The following is a 24,579-nucleotide window of genomic DNA, read 5'->3' as shown; positions in this document are numbered from 1 at the left end:
TGCTTACGTTAACCAATAAGACTCATTAACGTTATAAATAACAAGATAAAACGACATAGGACGCAATATGACTTTATCAACTAGCCATATACACACACCAAAGCCAGCAAAAAGCCGTTTGTTTGCCGGCTCAGCTTTTTTAGGATTGGCGATGAGTTGCTGTGCATTATCTGTAAATGCACAGGTTAACGTTGAGCCCCTTTCGTGGTGGGCAGGCATGCATAATCCACAATTGCAGTTATTGGTTGCTGGCGATAATATTCGTGGCCATCAGGTTAAGCTGCTCAACGCTCAGGGCGTCAAGCTGGTCAACGTTGAGCAAACCGCAAGCCCCAATCATTTGTTTATCAATTTAGATTTACAAGATGCCAAAGCACAACAACTAAAAATTGGCCTTTATGATAATGATCAGCTAGTCGAACAATTTGATTATGCGATTCAAGCACGGGAACCTGGCGCGCGCGAACGCCAGGGGTTTAGTAATAAAGATGTGATTTACTTAATCACCCCAGACCGCTTTGTTAACGGCAATCCGGATAACGATAATCACCCAAGCATGCTCGAAAAAAGCGATCGTAGCTTTGATGGTGGTCGTCACGGTGGCGACATTTTGGGGATCCGCAAAGCACTGCCCTACTTACACGAGTTAGGTGTGACTCAGTTGTGGATTAACCCACTGCTTGAAAACAACCAAGATAAGTATTCTTATCACGGTTATTCAACCACCCATTTTTATCAAATTGACCCACGTTTTGGTAGCAACGAAGAGTACCAAGCACTAGTGCAAGAGGCGCGCAGCTTTGGCATAGGGGTGATTAAAGATGTCATTGTGAATCACATGGGCTCAGGTCATCAATGGATGGCCGATTTTCCGAGCGAAACCTGGGTTAACGGCCAACAAGCCTGGCAGCAAAACCCGCAAGATATTCTCTACACCAGCCACCGTCGCACCACAGTACAAGACCCATACGCTGTGGCCAGTGACACCGCTGATTTCGACCAAGGCTGGTTTACCGACACCATGCCCGACATGAATCAAACTGATCCACACATGGCAACTTACTTAATTCAAAACAGCATTTGGTGGGTTGAATATGCAGACTTGAGTGGTATACGCGAAGACACCTACTCATATGCAGACAAAGCATTTTTAACCCATTGGTCTAAAGCCATTATGGACGAATACCCAAACTTTAATATTGTTGGCGAAGAGTGGACAAGCAACCCGATTACTGTGAGTTATTGGCAAGCAGGTAAGCAAAATAACGATGGTTACACCTCATACACCCCAAGTATGATGGACTTTCCACTGTACGACACCTTAATTGCTAGTTTAACCGAGCCAGAAAGCTGGGACACAGGCTTAATTAATTTGTACCAACGCTTAGCCGACGATGTGGTGTATGCCAAGCCGACAGACTTAGTGTTATTTGAAGGTAATCACGACACCAACCGTTTATACAGCTTAATGAATAACGATTTAGGCTTGTTTAATATCGCGATGGCTTACGTGCTCACTAGCAACCGTATTCCACAGATTTTTTACGGCACAGAAGTGCTAATGCAAAGCCCAAAAGAAGGCAGACACGATGGCGCAGTGCGCGGTGACTTCCCGGGAGGGTGGCCACAAGATAAGGTCAACGCTTTTACCGGTGAAGGCTTAAATAATCAGCAACAAGCCACAATGTCGTTTATGCGTAGCCTGCTCAATTACCGTAAAAATTCTGCAGCAATACAACACGGAAATTTACGTCATTTTGTGCCTAAAGATGGCGTTTACGTGCAAAGCCGACATGCTGATAATGAAACCTTATTGATTATTTACAATAAAAATGAGCAAAGCGTAGCGCTCGACTTACAACGCTTTAGCAGCGTATTTGATGGTAATACTCAAGGCGTTGATATTATCAATCAACAATCTTATCAATTAGATACCCCGCTTAAGCTTGAGCAAAAAGGCGTGACTATTTTGTCGCTCAAACGATAAGCTTATACCATTCCGCGTTAGTAAATGATCTCTCAGCGAGAATTTAAAAGGGTTTAAACAAGGCGTATGACTGAATGAATAGTTGTTCTCTTTCGAAGTCATGCAACGCAGTGTAAGCCCTTTTAAAACTCGCCAGAAAGGAATGCCCCAGCGGCTTTTGCTTTGCGTTCTCGCTATTTGAAAGGGAATAACCATTACTACATAGCGACGCCTTAATCAAAAACCGCTGGATGCATTCTGAGTGGTCACTTATTAATGCGGAATGGTATTACACATTGCTAAGGCTAGGCTGAACCACTGTGGATTAGCCTAGCCGTGATAAACACACACGCTTATGCACCACACCAGTGGATACCAAGATAAAAGAGTCCCTATGTTATTACCTTCAGTATCAATTAACGTTAACATGCGTCCCCTCACCTACATAGCCGTGATAGGGTTAAGCTTAAGCATCAGCGGCTGTAAGCCCACCAATACCGACATTCAAAAGACTGAAAATGTGAGAGAATCGGCATTATCAATGACACAAGTTAAGTCATCGCCAATAACCGGTAAACCCGTGGTGTACCAGGTTTTCACTCGCTTATATGGCAACACTAATACCACCAATAAACCTTGGGGCACCATTGCCGACAATGGTGTGGGTAAATTTGGCGACTTTACCGATACCGCTTTACAAGACATCAAATCACTCGGCACCACTCACGTGTGGTATACCGGTGTGCCTCATCATGCCGTCATTAACGATTACACCAGTATTGGGATCAGTAATGATGACCCCGATGTCGTTAAAGGCCGTGCAGGCTCACCTTATGCAGTAAAAGATTATTACAACGTCAACCCAGATTTAGCGGCCAATCCAGCTAATCGCCTGGCTGAATTTGAAGCCTTAATCGAGCGTACTCACGCCAATGGCATGCAAGTGATTATCGACATAGTGCCCAATCATATTGCCCGTAACTATCACTCTCTGTCAGCCCCAAAAGGTGAACTAGACTTTGGTGCCAATGACGATACCTCACAGGTTTATAGCAAACATAACAACTTTTATTATGTAATCGGTGAAGACTTTGCTGTGCCCGATGCTCCTCATGGTTACGCCCCGTTAGGCGGCGAAACTCACCCTCTGAGTGACGGCAAATTTGCTGAATCTCCAGCAAAATGGACTGGTAATGGCTCACGTTTAGCCAAACCTGACGCCAACGACTGGTATGAAACCGTTAAAATAAATTATGGTGTTAAGCCCGATGGCAGCCATGACTTCCCGTTACTGCCTGCTGACTATGCAAGTAAAACGGCCGCGGAGCATTTGGCTTTTTGGCAAGCACAGGCCACAGATGACATTCCAGATTCATGGCGTAAGTTTGAGCACATTGCCCAATACTGGTTAGCCAAAGGAGTGGATGGATTTCGATACGACATGGCCGAAATGGTGCCGGTTGAATTTTGGAGCTACCTCAACAGCCACATTAAACACACAAACCCTAATGCCTTTATTCTGGCAGAGGTATATAACCCTGATTTATATCGTGATTATATTCATTTAGGTAAAATGGATTACCTGTACGACAAAGTGGATTTATACGACAGCTTAAAAGCCATTATTCAAGGTAAAGCCAGCACCGCGGTTATCGCCACAGTACAAGCAAAAGTGAGCGACATTGAACAACATATGCTGCACTTCTTAGAAAACCACGACGAGCAACGTATTAACACCGCCGATTTTGCCGGTAATGCATTTAATGCGCTGCCGGCAATGGTGGTGTCGACCACATTAAGCCGCTCACCCACCTTGCTGTATTTTGGCCAGGATGTCGGCGAGCAAGGCGCTGAAATGGCCGGTTTTGGCCAGCCGACTCGCACCAGTATTTTTGATTATGTTGGCGTGCCTGCACACCAACGCTGGATGAACAACGGTAAATTTGATGGCGGGCAATCCACTGAAGATGAAAAGGCATTACGCGCTTATTATCAAACCTTGCTAAACCTAAGTCATAGTGCGCCAGCGTTAACCGGCGAATACCTAGCATTAGACCCCTTACAGCGTCAGCTTAATACCCAGGGCTATGATGATCAGGTGTTTGCCTTTAGCCGGTATAATGCTGAGCAGCAATTGATCATTGCCAGTAACTTTAGCCAAACCGAGCCTAAAACATTTACGCTTACACTACCCAAAACACTCATTGAGCAATGGCAACTTGTTGAAAATGTAACGCTGATAGATTTACTCACCCAGCAGCCATATAAGCACGCTTTGATATTGAATAACCACGACAGCGCCAGTGTTCAAATGCAATTACAACCATTGCAATCAGTGGTATTTGAGTTAACTCAAAAACACTAAACTCAAAATGAATTGGTTAAAACAAATTGAGTTGGTTAAAACAAATTGAGTTGGTTAATACAAAAGCGCCGCAGATAAGCCATCTGCGGCGCTTTGTTAATATCAAGCTGTATCAATCGATTAGTCCAATCTTTGTTTCGCAGCGGTATCGCATCGCCATTGACGGACTCTCAACCGTAAAACCAGCAAAAACTTGATATGAACTAGTGATTACAAATCTTATCTGCAGCAGTAGTGATCCCGCTGTCACTATCAATAAACTTGCCTTTATTTTCTAAAAATGAAATCAACATGTCCGCATCCATCTCATTGGCAGAGCAAGTGTGATAACGCGTATCGACGCCGAATGTTGTGTGCATCATATTTTTAAGTTGCTGTTTAGTGAGTGCTGCGCCATGTTCTAGCATCATTTGCATCACTTGATGACCATGGATTGATTCAGACATTGTAACTCCGGTTAAGATATAAATTATTTATACTTTATATCTTATTATTGTCAGAGAAACCCTGATCTCGCACACAAATCCAGTAACATCTTGCTCATTTAGGGTAAACATCAAAGTAATTTAAATCAGTGATTCACCTTAAATCGAGCTCAAATAGAGATAACGCAATTGCGCAATCTAGCAGGGTAAATCTACCTTACTCGTAAAGTTACTCTCTGTTTAATTTTGATTTTGTATCAAAAAATCAGTTACAGAGATTAATCGCATTACAGCAGACACTAAAACTGTGATAATAAGTAATAAACTTTGCCATTAATCGCCATTAATCAGTTTGCACATACAAATTAGATTATTGATTATTGATTAATGATTAATGGAGAAGGGAATCGATGTTAGCTTAATTTATTTTCCAATAGGATTTACGATGCGCGCTTTTGTAGTTCGAGCCAGAGCGGCTCCAGTTGATAGCCAGCAGTTTTTGGCGGGCATTGGCCAATCAGCTCATACTGAAATTTTAGCCCACACCTTAATGAATACCCTCTTTGTAGCGCAATCTCATCGCGATGATGTCGTAGTGTATTTAGTGTTAGAAAGCACAAGCGATTTCTCCCGCACTATTTGCTTTCGTTCAAGTGAGCTAGGTCATATTGGTGGCTTTCATGAGCAAAACCTCACCAATAAAATTGCTAAAGCATTAACGGTATCCAAAGGTATGGATAAAGAACAGTTACGTGACGTAGAAGCAGGTATCACCGTCCGCACTGTGAGCTTTGAAAAATTAGTGCAAGAATTAGCCGAAGATTACCAGCTGTATATGTTAGAGAAAAAAGGCACCCCGGTTCGCGATATTGAGTTTGCCTCAAACCCATGCTTTTTATTAACCGACCATATCCCCATGCCTAAAAAGAGTTTTAACAGCTTAAAGCGTTTGGGGACTCAACATATCAATTTGGGCCCTAAAATGCTGTTTGCATCGCAATGCGTGGTGTTAATTCACAATGAATTAGACATGAGATTGTAACACTGGGCAGCGTTAAGCAGACTTTATTGATTTGAGTGCACAATTCATACTGTAGAATTCAGACTACAAAATACATACTGCACTCAAGTCTTTCGTATTCGCTTCAGTAAAAACAAGTTGTCATAGGAGGCTCTTTTATATGGAAATTCACGAACACTTCAGTGATGAAGCACGCATCCAACTCAACTTCTTTTCTTTTATGGCCATCGCACTATGGGTTTGTTTTGGTGCTGCCTTGACCTTTTCTATCTCATTTCATTTAGTCATTTCAACACAAATCCATGTTGAAGGTTCAGAAGGTGACGTTTTTTGGTTCGCTAGCCTAATGTATGCTTTTTTAGGTTTTGTTTTTTCGGTAATTGGCGCTGCACTCATTTACCCTGTATACAGCTTTTGGTGTGAACGTTCGCGCGGCCAACGAGTAACAGGTAAATTTGCGCTGGCAACACGTGAGTAACCCACTTCCATCCTTTGGATTAGCGTCTCACTTCCTGCAGGTAAAACAAAACCATCTTGTCATTCTCGCTTTGAATACGTATGCAAATCTTTGCGGTAAAATCTAAAAGCGTCATATATTACTTGTTGATAACAATATAATAATAAACAACAAGGATACCGTATGACGCCCTCATACCCACAGACTGCGGCTTTGTCTCGTAGCGCTGAGACTCAATCTCGATTTAATAAATCCATCATTAGTTTAACCTGCGCTTTAGCACTATCTGGCTTAGCATTTTCTAGCATGGTGAATGCTAAAACCGTGCATGTGACCTCGCCAGACACCCGCATCAATATCAGCTTAACTGACGATAATGGCCGTCCCGAATATCAAATAGCCTTTAACGGTAAACCCGTCATTAACCCGAGTAAACTTGGCCTGGTATTTCAGCAACTAGGTGAGTTTGGCAGTGAATTTACCATTAAAAATGTCAGCCGCAGCAGTGTTGACCAAACCTGGCAGCAACCCTGGGGGGAGCGTGAAAATGTGCGCGATCATTACAATCGCATCAAAGCCACCTTGTCTAACGGTCAACTCGATTTTGATATTGAATTTAAAGCCTTTAACGACGGCATTGGCTTTCGTTATCTTGTGCCAAAACAAGCAGGTCTAGCGAGCACACCCAAACTGGATATTACCGACGAGCTTACCGAGTTTGTTATTCCTAATCCACAGCTTACAACAGCCTGGTGGATCCCCGGGCGAGGTTGGAATCGCTACGAGTATTTATACCGCACCACCACGCTGGATAAAATCGACCGCGCCCATACTCCTATGACGTTTAGAACAAATGATGGTGTGCACATGAGCATCCATGAAGCGGCCCTAACCGATTATGCTGCCATGGTATTAAATCAAGGCCGTGACGGGACATTACGCGCAGATTTAACCCCATGGTCAGACGGTATTCGGGTGAAAACCCAACCAGGATTCACCACACCGTGGCGCACCATTCAAATTGCCAATAACGCCACAGGTTTACTCAATTCGGACTTAATTTTAAACCTCAACGAGCCTAACAAACTGGGCGATGTCTCCTGGGTTCAACCGGGCAAATACGTCGGTATTTGGTGGGGCATGCACCTAAACGAAAACACCTGGGGTAGCGGTCCAAAACATGGCGCCACCACCAGCGAAACCAAACGCTATATGGACTTTGCAGCGCAATATGGCTTTGATGGTGTATTAGTTGAAGGTTGGAATGACGGTTGGGATGGCAGTTGGTTCCATAATGGCGATGTGTTTAGTTTTACTAAAGCCTACCCTGACTTTGATATCGATACGATTAGCCAATACGGTAACAGTAAAAATGTTCGCTTAATTGGCCACCACGAAACCTCAGGCTCTGTGACCAACTACCGCAATCAAATAAGCGATGCCTATGATTTATATAAGAAACATGGCGTCACTCAAGTTAAAACCGGTTATGTAGCCGATGGTGGCGACATCAAACGCATTGACGAAAACGGCATAGTGAGACACGAATGGCACGACGGTCAGTTTATGGTCAATGAGTATTTGCACAGTGTAACGGAAGCTGCAAAACGCGGCATTAGCATTAATACTCACGAGCCAATTAAAGACACAGGCTTGCGCCGCACCTACCCTAACTGGATTGCCCGCGAAGGCGCGAGAGGCCAGGAGTTTAATGCCTGGGGTAGCCCACCTAATAACCCTGAGCACACCGCCATATTGCCATACACCCGAATGCTGGCAGGACCTATGGATTTTACTCCTGGTATTTTCAACTTAGCCCCACAAGGATTAGATGCCGAAAACCGCGTACAAACCACGCTAACCAAACAACTGGCGCTGTACGTTGTGTTATACAGCCCCATCCAAATGGCGGCAGATTTACCGCGTAATTACGTGCAACGACTCGATGCATTTCAATTTATTCAAGATGTGCCAACTGATTGGAGCGAGAGTATAGCCCTTGCAGGTGATATTGGTGATTACGTGGCGTTTGCGCGCAAACAACGCGGCGCAGAAGATTGGTATTTAGGTGCCTTGACTGACGAAAACCCGCGTAAACTCACGGTTAAACTCGACTTTTTAACCGCCGATAAAAAATATGAAGCACAAATATATCGTGATGGAAATAAAGCCGACTGGTTAACAAACCCCTACGATTATATTATAGAAACCCGAGTTGTTACTGCTGCAGATAGTATCGATTTATCATTGGCCGCGAGCGGCGGTACCGCGATTCGCTTTAAAGCATTGTAACGACTTGATGTTGCACAAATGTACTGATTACGTTGCTTAAATAGCATGAATACGTATGTAGTAAGTTGTACCAAGAACAGGCTCGAGGCTACTATAAAACCAGCTATTTCGTTCTGGGCTTGCGGAATGATAAGGGCTAGGTCGTTTCTGGTGTGTCAGTGATTGAGGCCACCAGCTTTAAAGTACCTTAATTGCCTTTATTGATGGTTTATTAGGAAAATAAGCCATCGATAGAGCTTAGGTCTTGGCGAATACTTGTCTTAGGGAGATGCGTATTCGCCATTTTTTTATGTATACCATTATCTCAAATTTGTATCTGGCAAACTTGAGAGCCACATAGCATTATTAAAGTAATAATAAAAAGTCAGCATAGCGACTGACAAAAGGGATATAACATGTCTGCGGAAAATCATCATAAAGTGACTCAACAGCCACAGCTCAGCTTTTGGCAAATCTTTAATATGTGCTTTGGTTTTTTGGGGATTCAATTTGGTTTTGCCCTACAAAATGCCAACGTCAGTCGTATTTTTCAAACCTTAGGTGCTGCCATCGACGACATTCCTATTTTATGGATTGCCGCGCCACTTACTGGGTTAATTGTGCAGCCCATTATTGGTTACATGAGTGACAACACCTGGAATGCCCTTGGTCGTCGTCGTCCTTACTTTTTAATTGGTGCAGTGTTAACCACATTGTCACTGTTTATTATGCCTCACTCACCTACCCTGTGGATTGCTGCGGGGATGTTGTGGATTATGGATGCGTCGATCAATATCGCTATGGAGCCATTTCGCGCTTTTGTTGGCGACAATTTACCTAAAAGTCAGCGTACCCAAGGGTACGCAATGCAAAGCTTTTTTATTGGCATAGGCGCCGTTGTCGCCTCAGCAATGCCTTATATGCTGACCAATGTATTTGACGTAGCCAATACCGCTGCTGCAGGTGAAATTGCAGACTCAGTTCGTTACTCATTCTACTTTGGTGGCGCGGTATTATTTGTGGCCGTGGGATGGACGATTATCTCAAGCAAAGAGTATTCACCTGAAGAATTAGCCTCGTTTGAGCAACATGCCAATCATGTTGAGACCGCAGCAAATACCAACAGCCGTACCAGTAAACAATATCAAACAGGTGGCATCATTTGGATGCTCATTGGCGCCCTCTTTACTGCGGCAATAATAACCCAAGAGCTTGATAAACAGCTTTATATTCTCAGTATTGGTATTTTTGCTTTTGGGCCTCTACAACTGTTTTGTGCCCGTAAACTTACTCAAGCAAACAATACAAGCGTGCAACGCGAAAACTTTGGCATGCTGTTTAACGTGGTCGATGATTTGTTTCATATGCCCAAAGCCATGCAGCAGTTAGCCGTGGTGCAGTTTTTTGCCTGGTTTGCCCTCTTTGCTATGTGGATTTATACCACTGCGGCCGTGACCTCACACCATTACGCTACCAGCGACGTGCTTAGCCAGGCGTATAACGACGGCGCCGATTGGGTGGGAATGTTATTTGCCTCATACAATGGTTTTGCCGCAATTGCCGCCATCATTATTCCCTTTTTAGCCAAAGCCGTCGGCATTAAATTCACTCACACCATTAATATGTTTTTAGGTGGCATGGGGCTAATAAGCTTTATGTTTATTGAAGACCCTAATCAATTATGGATCCCCATGATAGGTGTTGGTTTTGCCTGGGCCTCTATTTTATCAGTGCCTTACGCCATGTTGTCGTCTGCGTTACCGGCTAATAAAATGGGGGTGTATTTAGGGATTTTTAACTTTTTCATTGTTATCCCTCAGTTACTTGCAGCCAGTATTTTAGGCTTGCTGTTAAAAGTCTTTTTTGACGGCCAGCCGATTTACGCCCTGGTATTGGGCGGCGTATTTATGATGGTGTCCGGCATTGCCGTACTGTTTGTAAAACAAGATAACTAAATCAATTAATCGTTTAATCAATATAAAGACAAAAACAATAACAGTGATCTGTCATCGTCACAGACAATATTTTGGGGAAGTTTATGTTAAAGCCACACTCACATCGTAGTGCAATTTCGAGTGCCGTAACGGCAAGCTTATTAGGCCTGTTATTAACGGGTTGCTCACCTGCTGACACATCATCAAAGGGTGAAGTGTTACCAACAACGGCACCTTTGAGTGTTGTCGCACCTGGCGCTCCGGGTACTGAGCCAACGTGGGCGTTTTCTGGCAAAACTGGCATCGGCACATCATACGAGCCTTATATCAATGGTCAGTATCAAGACCAGGCCACAAATCCTGTCAGTAAAGTATGGTTTTCTGTTGCCCAGGGCATACTCACCGAAACCATGTTTGGCCTTATTCATAATGCCCAATTAAAAGAGCTGCAATTTATCATCAGCGGCAATGGCTTTGTCGATACAGAAAAAGATAACACCATTAGCACCATTGAATACCTCGACACCGACGAACAAGGCCGACCATTGTCACTGGCGTATAAGATTATTAATAAAGACGTGGAAGGCAAATACCAAATCGAAAAGCATATTTTTACCGACCCAGATAGAAATAGCTTAATGATGAACGTAACCTTTACCGCCTTTGAAGCCGGGATTACCCCGCACCTTTATGTTAATCCGCACATCGATAACAGCGGTGCGAATGATATTGCCTTCGTTGATGGTCAAGCACTCGTAGCGCACACCAGTGACGCGAGTTCAACCGTGATGACCATTAAAACCGACGTTGATTTTGTCCACGCAAGTGCAGGATTTGTGGGCACATCAGACGGGATGATTGATTTACAAGACGATGGAAAACTCGATAACCGCTACCAAACTACCAGCGATAATAACCAAGGTGGCAACGTTGCACTTACCGCGCAATACCCAACATTAACCAAAGCAAACGACACTTTACGCTTTAATCTTGCCATCGGCTTTGCCCAAGACAAAACCAGCAGCTTAGCCACAGCACAGGCCACATTAGATGCCGGTTACGATGCCGTTAAGCAGGCTTACTTAGGCGATGACAGCCACACAGGTTGGAAAGACTATATTGCCTCTTTAGCGCCGTTAAATGCCATGAGCGCGAATACCACAGATAACGGTAAACTGCTGTATGCCAGTGCACTCGTGCTCAAAGCGCAAGAGGATAAAACCCACGCTGGAGCACTAATCGCATCCTTATCAAACCCCTGGGGCGACACAGTATCTGCAAAAGTAGGCAGCACGGGTTATAAAGCGGTATGGCCGCGCGATTTTTACCAATGCGCCATGGCATTTTTGGCAATGGGCGACACTCAAACACCTAAAGTGGCGTTTGAGTATTTAAAGAAAGTTCAGGTTAATCAACAAACACCAGGCTTTGCCGGCACACCAGGTTGGTTTTTACAGAAAACTCATGTTGATGGCGAAATTGAATGGGTTGGCGTACAACTCGACCAAACTGCCATGCCAATTATGCTCGGTTGGAAACTGTGGCAAGCTGGCGTGTTAACAGATGCAGAGATCACCACCTGGTATCAAGACATGCTTAAACCTGCCGCCGATTTTTTAGTCAGCGGTGGCAAAGTAAAACTGGATTGGAATGAGCTCGACATCACCCCGCCAAACACCCAACAAGAGCGCTGGGAAGAACAAGCAGGCTATTCGCCTTCGACCACTGCGGCCATCATAGCCGGTTTAGTCGCCGCGAGCGATTTGGCTAAATTGGCAAAAGATCCACAAGCCAGTGTTTATCATGAGCTTGCGGCTAAACTGCAAAGTCAGCTTGAAGCAACCATGGTCACCACTAACGGCTTGCTTAATCCGGCAGACGTCGCACAAGACAACACCGCACCTTATTACGTGCGCATTAGCCCAAATGGTAATCCCAATACCGCTGATAAGCTTTTAGATAACAACGGCAAGCCAGGCTTAGATCAACGGCTAATTTTAGACGGCGGCTTTTTAGAGTTAGTGCGTTATGGTGTAGTGGATGCGCAAGACCCTGTCATTAAAAACAGCGTAATGCTTATTGATAATCAACAACTTGAAGATAACTTACGAGTTAAATATGAGTTTACCGCTAAAGATGGCAGTAAAGTACCGGGTTATCGCCGTTACGGTAACGACGGCTACGGCGAGGATACTGTCACAGGCCTAAGCTATGCCGAAAAAGGCAATACTGAAGATCAACGCGGCCGGGTATGGCCCTTCTTTACTGGCGAGCGCGGCCATTACGAGTTAGCTCTTGCTAAATCTGAAGGCAGCTTAACCCCTGACAGTAAAAAAGCTTTGATTAACACCTACGTGCAAGGCATGGAAACCTTTGCAAACCAAGGGTTAATGTTGCCAGAGCAAGCGTGGGACGGTGTTGGTAACCCAACACGTTATGATTACAAAATGGGTGACGGGACCAACTCAGCAACGCCGTTAGCGTGGACTCATGCTGAATACGTTAAATTGGTGCGTTCAATGACCGATGAGCAAGTATGGGACTTTTACCCTGTGGTGAAACGACTTGACCAGTAACGTTTTGAGACGATGAACATTAGGTAAACGCTTATTTTAAAATGATTAGTATGCGTCTCCCTACTAAAAAGCTGTTGCTAAATGCAATGGTTTTTTTTTGACCAAATCAAAATATAATATTGATAATTAAACACTATTTTGTAAAAATGATTCAGATTAATAAAAATTAACGTTAAGGACTAACGAATGGATTGGTATTTAAAGGTTTTAAAACAGTATTTTGATTTTAAAGGTCGCGCACGTCGTAAAGAATATTGGATGTTTGTATTAATTAACACCATTTTCAGTGTGTTACTGACATTAGTTGATATGGGTACTGGCCTGTACAGTGACATCTACGGCACAGGTTTATTGAGCTCGCTTTATTCGTTAGCAGTATTAATTCCAAGTATTGCGGTCAGTGTGCGCCGCTTACACGATACTGATCATTCGGGGTGGTGGTTATTTTTATTGCTTATTCCGCTCATCGGCGCGCTGATTATTTTAGTTGTGCTGTGTTTTAACAGTAAAGATGACAACGAATACGGCCCAAACCCAAAAGCCCAGCCAAGCTTTACCGATAACGACAATTTAGCGCTTTAATTAATGCGTTAAAACAAAAAAGAGCAAGGTCGATGACCCTGCTCTTTTTTTATATCATTCGCTTACGGCGTTAATTTATATCATGATTTACCAAGCGCTTTAAAGCACCTGCGTTAGCTTTTTGATGGTATTAATTTCATCACACCATTCATTAATAACACTGCTAAACCACCCGCAACGACACCAAATATTGCATTAAGTACACTTGGAGTTAACAGCCCTAAAACCCCGCCCACAACATTAATTTGCTCAACAACCACTGCAGCATGTTCTATCCATTCAAACACCACATGAATACCGTGAGTTAAAATGCCACCGCCCACCATAAACATGGCAATGGTGCCCACAACGGTGAGTATTTTCATCAAATAGGGCGCAGCAGAGACCAGCATTAAACCAATATTGTGGCCTAAGCCTTCGGCTTTACGTTTGGCAAGGTATAAACCTAAATCGTCAATTTTGACAATGCCAGCGACTAAACCATACACGCCAACGGTCATGATAATAGCAATAACCGATAAGGTTAAAAATTGGCCCATTAAATCCATGTGAGCAGCAACACCTAAGCTGATGGCAATAATTTCAGCTGACAACACAAAATCGGTACGAATAGCGCCTTTGATTTTGTCTTTTTCAAATGCGGCCAAATCGTCAATGTCAGCTTTGCCTTTAGCAACAATGGTTTCATCGTCAGCTGGTGCAGCCTTTTTATGCGTCATCGAGTGATAAACTTTCTCAAAGCCTTCATAACATAAAAACAAGCCACCAAACATCAACAGCGGCGTAATGGCCCAGGGAATAAAAGCACTGATTAATAGCGCCAGCGGCACCAAAATCAATTTATTACGAAATGAGCCTTTAGCCACCGCATATACCACAGGTAATTCACGTTCAGACGCGACGCCAGATACTTGCTGGGCATTTAAGGCTAAATCATCGCCTAGCACCCCCGCCGTTTTGCGGGCCGCCACTTTACTCATTGCTGCTACGTCATCCAAAATTGTCGCAATGTCATCTAACAAGGTTAATAAACTGGCGCCTGCCATAATTGCTTGTATCCTTTTTCAATCAAAAATAGAGTGTGTGATGTTTTATTATTTATGGTGTTTTTTAGCCATTATCAATCGTCAACGTTAGCACCGCATGAACTGCGAACCACTAAACTGGTTTTAAGTAATCGTTGACTCACTTCTTCGCCGCGGATTAATTTCAGCACGCTTTCAACTAAAATCTCACCGGCAAACTGTGTATCTTGTTTTACTGTGGTGAGCGCAGGGTTGGCAAAACTGGCGACTGGAATATCATCATACCCTACAACAGCAACGTGTTCTGGCACTAACACGCCACGTTTTTTTAATGCTCTAATTGCCCCAATCGCTATCAAATCACTCGCAGTAAAAATGGCTTCAAATGGCACGCCACAGTCGAGCAGCGCGTTAGCAGCCTCATAACCTGATGCTTCGGTATTAAATGCATCATGTTGTAACTGTTCATCTGCTTGAATATTCGCTTGGTTTAGGGCTTCAACGTGGCCAAGATAACGGTCGCGAAATTCAGGGCTATGGCTAGATGAGTCACCTAAAAAGGCGATTTTTTTATGGCCTAAATTTAATAAGTGTTCAGTGGCAATATAACCACCTTGATGGTTGTCGCAACCAATTGATAGCACAGCTTTATTGTTGTGCTCTGCCCCCCAAATGACAAAGTGGGTGTTTTTTTCAATTAAGGTTTCTAGCTTATGGGCGTAGTCCATGTAATCGCCATACCCTAATAGAATAATGCCATCGGCTTTGTTGCTGTCTTCATAATCGGCGTGCCAATCTGACGACAATTGTTGAAACGACACCAGTAAATCATAGCCTTGGCGCGCTGTTGCGCGGGTAATTGACCCGAGCATGGATAAAAAGAACGGATTGATCATAGAGTCGTCATTTGTGGGGTCTTCACAAATTAACAAAGCCAATGTCAGGCTATTTTGAGTACGTAAATTGCTGGCATTCTTATCAACTTTGTAATTCATCTCTTTGGCAATCGCCTGGATGCGCTGACGCGTTTCTAAGTTCACTAACGGGCTGTTTCGTAACGCACGCGAGACTGTCGACTGCGACACACCAGCACGGTACGCGATATCAATAGAAGTCGCTTTTGAGGTCATTGTTATTTATCACCCTTAATCGTCATCATCGTTGCCACATAAAAAAACAACCAAGATAAATCACTTTATTTGGCTGTTTTTTATATCATTTACTACAAATAATTATAACCCAAGCTCGCTCAATAAATCATCGGCATCATCAGCCACTAACCCTTTTACATTAGGATTACCTAACATGTCTGATTTAGGCTCTGATTTTTTGGGCGTATTTTTACCGTGAGTTTCTATTAATGAATCTAGGTCAAACTCTTCATCTACCTCAAAGTCTGCTGAGCGAATAAACTCCGTTTTGTCCATGGCAAACTCAAGATAAAAAATATGGTTGTTTTCTGTTTTAAATGACACCCGTCTTGCCACTGCATCATCAAGGTTAGTATCTACCGATATCGTTAATTCTTTATTAATCGTTAACATTTTCGGCTGGCTTTGGCTAATTGATGTTTGTAATTCTTTTGAAATTTTGCCAATAAAGTCACCCAAAATTTGATTCATTAACTCGCCCATCACATTACCCACATCATCAGATGTGTGCGAAAAGGCCAATTCAGACTCTGGCATGCCCATGTTGATCATATAACGGCGGTAAATTTCAATTGCCGCGTCGGCAGAAAAGTTGATAACAACTAAACCTGAAAAGCCGCCATCAAATATCGAAAAACAACCCAAATCAGGCTTTAAGCGAGTACGAGAAATACTTTGCACCATACCTGCGTGACTAATTTGACTGGCACTGGTGCTGGAAAGTACATGAGAAACTGAATGGCACAGTTTTAAAAGAATGTCGTCGTTGTTAACTGTATTCGTGGTCATGGCTTGGATACCTTTTCTTTATTTAAGCTAATCTTGCGGGTAAAACGCAAAAAAATCAAAATTAAAACAATTGATTAGCATGTAAAATAACCAAACGAGCTCAAAATGTGATTAACCGTATGATATATTGGTGGTTTTATTACTTTAGCTACCACGCAACAAAAATGTTAAATCTTATGCTTTGCTCACATAAATGCAGTCTCGCGGTTATCATTTGTACTAAATCTATTATAATCACGTCACCTTATATGGATATTTTGTTTGGGACTGTAAATGATTGAATTATTGAGACGTTTAACAATATTAAAGCGTTTATTTATTATGCTAATTCTAGCCGCGATTGGCACGGTTGTATTTGGGTCTTTTTCAGTAAAAGAACAATACTCCCATTTAGTCGATGAGCAGCAAAAACAAGTCACTGAACAAGCAAGCTTAATGGTCAACATGTTGAAGGTACTGCAACAACAGCAGCAATTACCTCAAGACGATTTACTCACCTTTATCGCAGACATTCAAATAAGTCAGTATATGGATTTACTGGTGGTTGATAATCAAAGCAAAGTGCTTTTTAGCACGATTAAAGGTACAACAGGCCAAGCTATTAATGCACTAACCACCAATAGTGACAAGACATACAGCCAATTAATCAGTGGCGCGAAACAGTCAACAACTCAAGCACAGTTATCACTCAAGGTGAGTGGCAATGAAGCGCAAACCGTATTAGCCGCAGCGGCTTATTTACCAGCCAATCAATTGACCTTCATTACCCAAGCTAATTTAGATCAAGTCAACCAAAGCATGACCGGTATTATTATTGATTACTTAATCATTATGTTATTTATTTCGGTGCCAATTTTTGCGTTCTTTTTATTGCTCAATCACTCTATTACGCAACCGTTAAAAGATGCCACTAATGCAATGGAGCAAATTGCCAAAGGTGAAGGCGACCTCACCCAACGCTTATCGACTATCGGTAATGATGAAGTCACCAAACTTGCCGATGGCTTTAATCAATTTGTGATAAAAATAGCCGATATGGTGGCGCATTTACAACCGTTAGGACACAGCCTAAACGAGGAAGCGCAACACTTATTTGAAACCGTTAAGCAGTCAAATCAGAGCGCCAATCAAGTCAACAACGAAACCCAAAGTGTGGCCACAGCGATTAATCAAATGTTGTCCACCAGCCAAGAAATGGCCCGTAATACTCAAGATGCAGCACAAGGCGCAAACAACGTTAAGCATCAAGCAGAACAAAATCAGCAGTTAATGCAACAAACCGTTGAGCACACTGAAAGTTTAGTCAGCGAACTCAAACAGTCTGAACAAGTCTCTGTAAGCTTAAGTCAATCATCTGCTGAAATTGGCAGTATTTTAGATGTCATAGGCAGTATTGCCGACCAAACTAACTTGCTAGCATTAAATGCGGCCATTGAAGCGGCGCGAGCCGGAGAGCACGGTCGTGGCTTTGCGGTAGTGGCAGATGAAGTGCGCGCATTAGCCACTAGAACACAATCATCAACCAACGAAATCAATAAAATTGTTGGGCAAATCCAGCAGGGCATTCAATCAGTAATCGACAGCAATACTCATACTCAGCAACAGTCATCACAATTACAATCAAAAGCCGTTCAATCTAGCGAAGCCATTATTGAGATTTTAGCGCTCATTGAAAACATCAGTAATATGACTGCACAACTTGCCAGCGCCACTGAAGAGCAAGCCTTAGTCACAGAAGACATTAATCGTAATGTAACGACTATTTCAGAGTTAACTGAGTTGTCGCTCAGTACCAATGAAACCCATGCTCATGCTGCGCAATCATTGCAAACGGTGAGTCAAGACATGAGTCAAACATTGGGACAATTTAAGATTTAAGCCACCCGCTTTAACACTCTCTACCCCCAAAGCCAGCAATCGTTATTGCTGGCTTTACTTTACTTATCTAATGCCTTTTTGCTCTAGGGTTTGCGCTTAACATCACTTTTAGCCCTGCATACTTTAGGGTATATTAGGCGCTTCAGATTGAATACCTGAGTATTTCAGCCTTATTTATGCAGTCTCAATGAAATTAAAAAAATCATAAACACCTGAAATATAGCGTTAAATGAGTATTTAGTTGTCATTCATTACCGAGTATTTTCTCTATGTATCAAAAAACGGTTACGATTGTTGCTCCACATGGCATTCACACCCGACCAGCTGCGTTGTTAGTAAAAGAAGCGAAAGCATTTAGCTGTGACGTTATGGTAGAGTGCAATGGCAAGCAAGCCAGTGCCAAAAGTTTATTTAAATTACAAACATTAGGTTTATACCAAGGTGTGTCTGTAACGGTATTTGCCACTGGGGAGCAAGCGCAAGCGGCAGTCGACAAAATTGCCTCATTGCTGATCACTCTCAGTTAAAAGGATACTTTATGTCATTCAATGGAATTGTTGTTTCCCCGGGCATCGCGTTTGGTAAAGCATTAACCATGACCTCGCAAATGCCGCCGCTGGATTTTAAGCTGCTCAATGCAGAGCAAATTAAGCTTCAGCAACAACAATTAACCCATGCCATTGACCTGCTCATCAGCCATTTACAACATTGCCAGCGTCACCTGTGTCAAGAATGTGAAAACTTTCAGCTTATCGATGCCGATATCATGCTGCTTGAAGATGAAGAGTTACAGCAAGAATTACAGCTACATATTAAACAATTTAAAGTGTGTGCTGCGGTGGCGATTGATCGTATATTTAATCAGCAAGCGGCACAATTAGCGGAGCTAGACGACCCATACCTTGCTAATCGCAGTAGCGATATTCTCTGTTTAGCTAAGCGGCTCATCAGTGCCTTGCATGGTCATTTACAGTGGGATTTATCAACACTCATTGAAGACACCATATTACTGGCCGATGATTTAACCCCGGCCGAATTTGCCATTTTGCCTCTAAAACACATCAAAGGCATTGTGTTAGAGTCTGGCGGATTAACCAGTCACACGGCAATTTTAGCTCGCGCTGCGGGCATACCAGCGCTGTTAAATTATCATTTTTCAGAGCACCATCAGGCCATAAAAGATGGCGAACCATTAATTTTAGATGCTATCTCTGGCGAGCTACACACCTCTCCTACTGCAGCGTTGTTAAGCCAATTGCAACAAAAGCAGCAACAAGAGCTCCAACGCCGTCAGGCGCTCACCGCATATAAAGATAAGCCCAGCATCACCCTAGATGGACACAGCATCACATTATTAGCCAACGTAGGCAATTTAAGTGAGGTATCGCATGTCACCGACGTTGGCGCACAAGGCATAGGCTTATTTAGAACAGAATTTTTATTGATGAATGCCAAGGCGTTGCCTGATGAGCAACAACAATACAAATTATATAGTGAAGCATTGCACAGCCTCCAAGGGCAAGTATTGTCGGTACGCACCTTTGATATTGGTGCCGACAAAGAAATCCCTTACTTACAACAATCGCCAGAAGATAACCCCGCACTGGGTATTCGTGGGATCCGTTATAGTTTGGTTCATCCAGACACTTTTATTAGCCAGGTGAAAGCAGTGCTTCGCGCCGCCAATCACGGTCAGGTAAGGTTAATGTTCCCGATGGTGAGCCAAATAGAAGAACTTGAAGGTGCCATGGCATTAATTGAACAAGCCAAGGCACAATTGATTGAGCAAGAAAAAGGTTTTGGTGAGCTCAGTTACGGTATTGTGGTTGAAACACCGGCAGCAGTGTTTAATTTACCCAGCATGTTGCCATTACTGGACTTTGTAAGCATCGGCACCAATGATTTAACCCAATATACCTTGGCCGCAGACCGCACCAACCCACATTTAGCCAAACAGTATCCCGCATTATCACCGGCAGTGATTGAGTTAATCTCAATGACCATAGCCCATTGTAAACAAGCTAAGGTTAAGGTCTCTTTATGTGGAGAACTGGGCAGCGACCCGCAAGTTTTACCCTTATTAGTCGGCTTGGGTTTAGATGAAATCAGTATTAATCCAACGAGTCTGCTCGAAGTCAAAGCCGCACTCATCAACGGCCGCTATCAGGATTTTGTAACACATGCGCAAAACGTCAAGCGCCTAACACGCATTGACGAAATACGCACAGCTATAAACACTGTTAATTGTAATTAAAACTGGTAAAGTTATCAGAGCTGTTTACAATTAAACACATAAAAATATTAATAAAAGGTGCCTTTCCTTATGGGATTTTTAAGCCGCATTAGACGACTCATTTCAGGCCAACCGCAGTTAACTGGCGGTATTGCTATTTTAGCACCGGTATCAGGTGACATTGTTGCCATCGAAAAAGTACCCGATGTTGTTTTTGCCGAAAAAATAGTGGGCGATGGGATTGCTATTGACCCTAAGGGCGAGTTTATCCTTGCTCCTATCGACGGCACCATAGGTAAAATATTTGAAACCAACCACGCCTTTAGTATTGAGTCGCCACAAGGGCTCGAGCTATTTGTGCACTTTGGGGTCGGCACGGTTGAGCTAAGAGGTAATGGCTTTAAACGGTTAGCAGAAGAAGGCCAACAAGTTAAAGCCGGTCAACCTATCCTGTCCTTTGACTTGGCTTTTTTACGAGACAATGTTGAGAGCTTATTAACCCCAGTAGTGCTTGCCAATATGGAAGATGTTAAACAACTCGATAAAGCCCAAGGCAGTGTGGTTGCGGGCAAAGACGTGATTTTTACAGTTCAAATGTAGCGTTTAACGCTGAGCTTTAACGACTCTTTCTAACAGATTAAAATGCAAGTGCCCGTGGCTTGCATTTTATGAAATCTATTCAAAAGCCTGCAATAACCTTGTTCAAGCTGCGACTCAATGCCACAATATCAGCATCATTTTTAGCAACAACGACCTAGTCTCTACACAGTCGCTAAACCCATTCATTACCTCACCGACAAAAGGGAGTTTTCTTTTGACTTTATACGGCATTAAAAATTGCGATACCGTGCGTAAAGCGCGCAAATGGTTAGAAGCTGAAAAAATTGATTTCACCTTTCATGATTTTCGTGAAGACGGCTTAACCGCTGATACCGTAAAACAGTGGGTAGACATTGTTGGCTGGGAAGTTCTATTTAATAAACGCAGCACCAGTTTTCGCGGCTTAACCGATGCAGAAAAATCTGACATCACCCAAGACAAAGCCATTGCGTTAATGGTGCAACATCCGACCTTGGTTAAACGCCCTGTTCTGGTAAACAAAGACAGCATTCTTATCGGTTTTAAAGCTGAACAATATCAAGCGTGGTTTGCATAATGAATGAAGTTATTGAGTTAACTAAAGACTTAATCTCGCGTCCGTCGGTCACGCCGTTAGACGAAGGCTGTCAAACATTAATGGCTAACCGCCTTGAAGCCATTGGCTTTGATATTGAGCCGATGGTGTTTGAAGATACCACTAATATGTGGGCAAGACGCGGCAAAGGCCAACCAGTATTTTGTTTTGCCGGCCATACCGATGTGGTACCGGCAGGTGATTTAAACCGCTGGCATACCCCACCGTTTGAGCCAACCATCATTGATGATTATATTCATGGTCGCGGCGCAGCTGATATGAAAGGCTCATTAGCGGCAATGATTGTCGCGACTGAACGTTTTGTAGCAAAACACCCCGATCACAATGGTTCCATTGCTTACCTCATCACCAGTGATGAAGAAGGCCCTTTTATTAATGGTACCACTCGGGTCATTGACACCTTAGAAGCCCGTAATGAAAAGATCACTTGGTCATTAGTCGGCGAGCCATCATCAACCCACAAGCTTGGCGATGTAGTTAAAAACGGTCGTCGTGGCAGCTTAACCGGCAATTTAACGGTTAATGGTATTCAAGGCCATGTGGCATACCCTCACCTTGCCGACAACCCCATTCACAAAGCCTCGCCAGCACTAGCAGAACTTGCGCAAATGCATTGGGACAATGGTAACGAATTTTTCCCGCCGACCAGCTTTCAAATCGCCAACATCAATGGCGGTACAGGTGCATCGAATGTAATTCCTGGCGATTTAAAAGTGATGTTTAACTTCCGTTACTCGACCGAAGTAACTGCCGAAGAATTAATTACCCGTGTGGTTAACATTCTTGATGCTCACGGGCTCGATTACGATATTGACTGGGTGTTTAATGGATTGCCGTTTTTAACAGGCGATGGCCCACTGCTTGATGCAACCCGTGACGCCATCCGTGAAGTGACAGGCTATGACACCGACCCACAAACCTCTGGCGGCACCTCTGATGGGCGTTTTATTGCCCCAACCGGCGCCCAAGTCATTGAGCTTGGCCCAGTCAATGCCACCATTCATAAAGTGAATGAATGCGTTAAAGTGTCAGATTTAGAAGTCCTGGCAAATTGTTATGAACGCATTTTGGAAAAACTGTTGTGCGACTAACCCCAACGCTCAATGTTGATATTCCTCAGCAGCAAGCTAAATTGTATGGCTTAGACAGTCAGCATTTAGTTGCCGTTGGGGACTTTTTACTCGAGAAAAATACAGCTGCGGCCTTTGGCAAAATGCAACTCGCCGCAGCAAACAGTGGTATAGACTTGCAGCTTTGCTCTGCTTATAGACCTTTTGATCGCCAAGTGCATATTTGGAATGCCAAAGCCTCAGGCACTCGGCCCCTGCTAGATAAAGCCTCGCAGCCAGTCGATTTTAGCGCGTTAACAGAGCAGCAACTAATAGACACGATTTTAATCTGGTCGGCATTACCGGGCGCATCAAGGCACCATTGGGGCACAGATATCGATGTGTTTGATGCCAAGCAAATCAGCAAAGCGTCACTGCAGTTGGTTACTGCGGAATATCAAGACTCAGGCCCATGTGCGGCAATGTATCAATGGTTACAGCAACATGCGAGCCAATATGGATTTTACTTCCCGTATCAGTCACAGCAAAGTGGCGTAAGCCCTGAGCCGTGGCATTTGAGCTATTTCCCCATTGCTGATGCCTACTTAGCTCAATTTAACCCTAATGAATTAGCTAAAGTATTGTCTGGCGCCGAAATTACATTACAATCGCCGCTACTCGAACGATTAGCCGAATTAGTCGATCACTATGTTTTTTATGTCGCACCCTCTCCGGCTTAATGCCTGCGTGCTACTTTTTATTTAATGAGCCAGCTAAATGTCATTACAATTAACCCGTAAAACCATAAATCAACACCCTCTTCACTATGTTGACCAAGGCACAGGGCCTGTCTTACTTTTTTGTCATGGTTTGTTGGCCAGCAGCCAAATGTGGCAAGCTCAAATAATCGAGTTAAGCACGCAATACCGCTGTATTGCCGTGGATTTTTGGGGACATGGCCAGAGCACAACCCTGCCAGAACATTGTGAAAATTTACAAGATGTTGCCAAAGACTTACTCAACTTAATGGATACTCTTGAGGTGAGCAACTTTGCTGTGATTGGCCATGGTAGTGGTGGCGCTATTGCCACAGAAATGGTGCTCATGGCCCCAGCCCGAGTACAAGGCTTAGTTATGCTCAACAGTTTTGTCGGCTTTGAGCCACAAGTTAACTGTGTAAAATATCAAGGTTTTATGGCACAAGTGGCTAATATTCAGGCTATGCCCACCGCATTAGCAACTAGCTTAACTGAGTTGTTTTTCAGTAAAGACGCCATGCAGCTCAGTCAGCAAAATGGGGCATTAGCTCAAGCCATTGAACAGTTTAATCAACAGCTAACCGACATAAATGCAGTGCAAGTGGCCCCGTTACTTAAGTTTGCTAATATGGCGATTTTTAAACGCGACACCTTAGAGTCTGTTGAGGCGTTAACGTTACCGACCTTAATTGCGGTTGGCTTAAATGGATACTTACGTACAGCATTAGAAAGTTATTTAATGCATGACTGTATTGATGGCAGTCAATTATTGCATATTGATCAAGCTGGGCATTTGGCTAATATTGAGCAGCCCGACTTTTTCAACCAGCATCTTATTGATTTTTTGAGTAAAGTGAATTTTAATTAATCAACATGATGGATAGACCAGATCCATCTACATTGC

Annotated in this window: 20 protein-coding genes; 16 read left to right on the top strand and 4 right to left on the bottom strand. The window is 43.4% G+C overall.

Annotated features, from left to right (window positions below):
- Positions 1-67: 67 nt before the first annotated feature.
- Positions 68-1,987 carry a glycoside hydrolase family 13 protein gene (locus IEY48_RS14810; RefSeq protein ID WP_188921662.1) on the top strand — a complete coding sequence of 640 codons (1,920 nt, stop codon included), beginning with the start codon at positions 68-70 and terminating at the stop codon, positions 1,985-1,987.
- A gap of 373 nt (positions 1,988-2,360) precedes the next feature.
- The gene (locus IEY48_RS14805) at positions 2,361-4,331 is read left to right on the top strand and encodes an alpha-amylase family glycosyl hydrolase (protein WP_229786495.1); all 1,971 of its coding nucleotides are present in this window, start codon (positions 2,361-2,363) and stop codon (positions 4,329-4,331) included.
- Between the two features lie 203 nt (positions 4,332-4,534).
- Here IEY48_RS14805 and IEY48_RS14800 read toward each other — a convergent pair whose 3' ends face one another.
- The gene (locus tag IEY48_RS14800) at positions 4,535-4,777 is read right to left on the bottom strand and encodes a YecH family metal-binding protein (RefSeq protein ID WP_188921653.1); all 243 of its coding nucleotides are present in this window, start codon (positions 4,775-4,777) and stop codon (positions 4,535-4,537) included.
- A 424-nt stretch (positions 4,778-5,201) separates the two neighbouring features.
- Here IEY48_RS14800 and trmY point away from each other — a divergent pair, with 424 nt between their 5' ends.
- The 6 genes from trmY to IEY48_RS14770 all read left to right on the top strand — a co-directional run bounded on the left by trmY (position 5,202) and on the right by IEY48_RS14770 (position 13,597).
- Positions 5,202-5,798 carry a tRNA (pseudouridine(54)-N(1))-methyltransferase TrmY gene (gene trmY / locus IEY48_RS14795; protein ID WP_188921651.1) on the top strand — a complete coding sequence of 199 codons (597 nt, stop codon included), beginning with the start codon at positions 5,202-5,204 and terminating at the stop codon, positions 5,796-5,798.
- Positions 5,799-5,937: 139 nt separating this feature from the next.
- On the top strand, positions 5,938-6,255 hold the full coding sequence (locus IEY48_RS14790) for a hypothetical protein (RefSeq protein ID WP_188921650.1): 318 nt from the start codon (positions 5,938-5,940) through the stop codon (positions 6,253-6,255).
- 285 nt (positions 6,256-6,540) lie between these two features.
- On the top strand, positions 6,541-8,526 hold the full coding sequence (locus tag IEY48_RS14785; RefSeq protein WP_229786497.1) for a glycoside hydrolase family 97 protein: 1,986 nt from the start codon (positions 6,541-6,543) through the stop codon (positions 8,524-8,526).
- Between the two features lie 395 nt (positions 8,527-8,921).
- Entirely contained in the window at positions 8,922-10,460 is a 1,539-nt protein-coding gene (locus IEY48_RS14780; RefSeq protein WP_188921646.1) for an MFS transporter, read from the top strand.
- 83 nt (positions 10,461-10,543) lie between these two features.
- Positions 10,544-13,015: a glucan 1,4-alpha-glucosidase gene (locus tag IEY48_RS14775; protein ID WP_188921644.1), complete on the top strand. Its 2,472-nt coding sequence runs from the start codon at positions 10,544-10,546 to the stop codon at positions 13,013-13,015.
- A 186-nt stretch (positions 13,016-13,201) separates the two neighbouring features.
- The gene (locus tag IEY48_RS14770; protein WP_188921642.1) at positions 13,202-13,597 is read left to right on the top strand and encodes a DUF805 domain-containing protein; all 396 of its coding nucleotides are present in this window, start codon (positions 13,202-13,204) and stop codon (positions 13,595-13,597) included.
- A gap of 113 nt (positions 13,598-13,710) precedes the next feature.
- Here IEY48_RS14770 and IEY48_RS14765 read toward each other — a convergent pair whose 3' ends face one another.
- From IEY48_RS14765 to IEY48_RS14755, 3 genes are all read right to left on the bottom strand, one after another.
- Entirely contained in the window at positions 13,711-14,643 is a 933-nt protein-coding gene (locus IEY48_RS14765; RefSeq protein WP_188921640.1) for a DUF808 domain-containing protein, read from the bottom strand.
- Between the two features lie 74 nt (positions 14,644-14,717).
- Entirely contained in the window at positions 14,718-15,752 is a 1,035-nt protein-coding gene (locus IEY48_RS14760) for a LacI family DNA-binding transcriptional regulator (RefSeq protein WP_188921638.1), read from the bottom strand.
- A gap of 102 nt (positions 15,753-15,854) precedes the next feature.
- Entirely contained in the window at positions 15,855-16,562 is a 708-nt protein-coding gene (locus tag IEY48_RS14755; protein WP_188921636.1) for a DUF3334 family protein, read from the bottom strand.
- Positions 16,563-16,835: 273 nt separating this feature from the next.
- On the opposite strand from IEY48_RS14755, the gene IEY48_RS14750 reads away from it, so the two are divergent.
- The 8 genes from IEY48_RS14750 to IEY48_RS14715 all read left to right on the top strand — a co-directional run bounded on the left by IEY48_RS14750 (position 16,836) and on the right by IEY48_RS14715 (position 24,543).
- Positions 16,836-18,440 (top strand): methyl-accepting chemotaxis protein, encoded by a 1,605-nt coding sequence (locus IEY48_RS14750; RefSeq protein WP_188921634.1) that lies wholly within the window; start codon positions 16,836-16,838, stop codon positions 18,438-18,440.
- A 269-nt stretch (positions 18,441-18,709) separates the two neighbouring features.
- On the top strand, positions 18,710-18,967 hold the full coding sequence (locus tag IEY48_RS14745) for an HPr family phosphocarrier protein (protein WP_188921632.1): 258 nt from the start codon (positions 18,710-18,712) through the stop codon (positions 18,965-18,967).
- Between the two features lie 11 nt (positions 18,968-18,978).
- A complete protein-coding gene (gene ptsP / locus IEY48_RS14740; protein ID WP_188921630.1) occupies positions 18,979-20,694 on the top strand; it encodes a phosphoenolpyruvate--protein phosphotransferase in 1,716 nt (571 codons plus the stop codon).
- Positions 20,695-20,763: 69 nt separating this feature from the next.
- A complete protein-coding gene (crr, locus tag IEY48_RS14735) occupies positions 20,764-21,273 on the top strand; it encodes a PTS glucose transporter subunit IIA (protein WP_188921628.1) in 510 nt (169 codons plus the stop codon).
- 214 nt (positions 21,274-21,487) lie between these two features.
- On the top strand, positions 21,488-21,829 hold the full coding sequence (locus tag IEY48_RS14730; RefSeq protein WP_188921626.1) for an ArsC family reductase: 342 nt from the start codon (positions 21,488-21,490) through the stop codon (positions 21,827-21,829).
- A complete protein-coding gene (gene dapE / locus IEY48_RS14725) occupies positions 21,829-22,959 on the top strand; it encodes a succinyl-diaminopimelate desuccinylase (protein WP_188921624.1) in 1,131 nt (376 codons plus the stop codon). Before IEY48_RS14730 ends, dapE begins: the two co-directional genes overlap by 1 nt.
- Complete coding sequence (locus IEY48_RS14720; RefSeq protein ID WP_188921622.1) at positions 22,950-23,657, top strand: M15 family metallopeptidase; 708 nt, start codon at positions 22,950-22,952, stop codon at positions 23,655-23,657. Before dapE ends, IEY48_RS14720 begins: the two co-directional genes overlap by 10 nt.
- Positions 23,658-23,694: 37 nt before the next feature.
- A complete protein-coding gene (locus IEY48_RS14715; protein ID WP_188921620.1) occupies positions 23,695-24,543 on the top strand; it encodes an alpha/beta fold hydrolase in 849 nt (282 codons plus the stop codon).
- Positions 24,544-24,579 lie beyond the last annotated feature (36 nt).

It is taken from the genome of Shewanella saliphila, assembly GCF_014648295.1.
GTDB classification, from domain to species: Bacteria; Pseudomonadota; Gammaproteobacteria; order Enterobacterales; family Shewanellaceae; genus Shewanella; species Shewanella saliphila.
Note: the sequence above shows the minus strand (reverse complement) of the source record. Positions and strands in the feature narration are given on the sequence as shown.

Bases quoted from the DNA above. Each gene is read 5' to 3' on its own strand.
- IEY48_RS14810 (WP_188921662.1), top strand. From the start codon at position 68: ATGACTTTATCAACTAGCCATATACACACACCAAAGCCAGCAAAAAGC.
- IEY48_RS14805 (WP_229786495.1), top strand. From the start codon at position 2,361: ATGTTATTACCTTCAGTATCAATTAACGTTAACATGCGTCCCCTCACC.
- IEY48_RS14800 (WP_188921653.1), bottom strand. From the start codon at position 4,777: ATGTCTGAATCAATCCATGGTCATCAAGTGATGCAAATGATGCTAGAA.
- trmY (WP_188921651.1), top strand. From the start codon at position 5,202: ATGCGCGCTTTTGTAGTTCGAGCCAGAGCGGCTCCAGTTGATAGCCAG.
- IEY48_RS14790 (WP_188921650.1), top strand. From the start codon at position 5,938: ATGGAAATTCACGAACACTTCAGTGATGAAGCACGCATCCAACTCAAC.
- IEY48_RS14785 (WP_229786497.1), top strand. From the start codon at position 6,541: ATGGTGAATGCTAAAACCGTGCATGTGACCTCGCCAGACACCCGCATC.
- IEY48_RS14780 (WP_188921646.1), top strand. From the start codon at position 8,922: ATGTCTGCGGAAAATCATCATAAAGTGACTCAACAGCCACAGCTCAGC.
- IEY48_RS14775 (WP_188921644.1), top strand. From the start codon at position 10,544: ATGTTAAAGCCACACTCACATCGTAGTGCAATTTCGAGTGCCGTAACG.
- IEY48_RS14770 (WP_188921642.1), top strand. From the start codon at position 13,202: ATGGATTGGTATTTAAAGGTTTTAAAACAGTATTTTGATTTTAAAGGT.
- IEY48_RS14765 (WP_188921640.1), bottom strand. From the start codon at position 14,643: ATGGCAGGCGCCAGTTTATTAACCTTGTTAGATGACATTGCGACAATT.
- IEY48_RS14760 (WP_188921638.1), bottom strand. From the start codon at position 15,752: ATGACCTCAAAAGCGACTTCTATTGATATCGCGTACCGTGCTGGTGTG.
- IEY48_RS14755 (WP_188921636.1), bottom strand. From the start codon at position 16,562: ATGACCACGAATACAGTTAACAACGACGACATTCTTTTAAAACTGTGC.
- IEY48_RS14750 (WP_188921634.1), top strand. From the start codon at position 16,836: ATGATTGAATTATTGAGACGTTTAACAATATTAAAGCGTTTATTTATT.
- IEY48_RS14745 (WP_188921632.1), top strand. From the start codon at position 18,710: ATGTATCAAAAAACGGTTACGATTGTTGCTCCACATGGCATTCACACC.
- ptsP (WP_188921630.1), top strand. From the start codon at position 18,979: ATGTCATTCAATGGAATTGTTGTTTCCCCGGGCATCGCGTTTGGTAAA.
- crr (WP_188921628.1), top strand. From the start codon at position 20,764: ATGGGATTTTTAAGCCGCATTAGACGACTCATTTCAGGCCAACCGCAG.
- dapE (WP_188921624.1), top strand. From the start codon at position 21,829: ATGAATGAAGTTATTGAGTTAACTAAAGACTTAATCTCGCGTCCGTCG.
- IEY48_RS14715 (WP_188921620.1), top strand. From the start codon at position 23,695: ATGTCATTACAATTAACCCGTAAAACCATAAATCAACACCCTCTTCAC.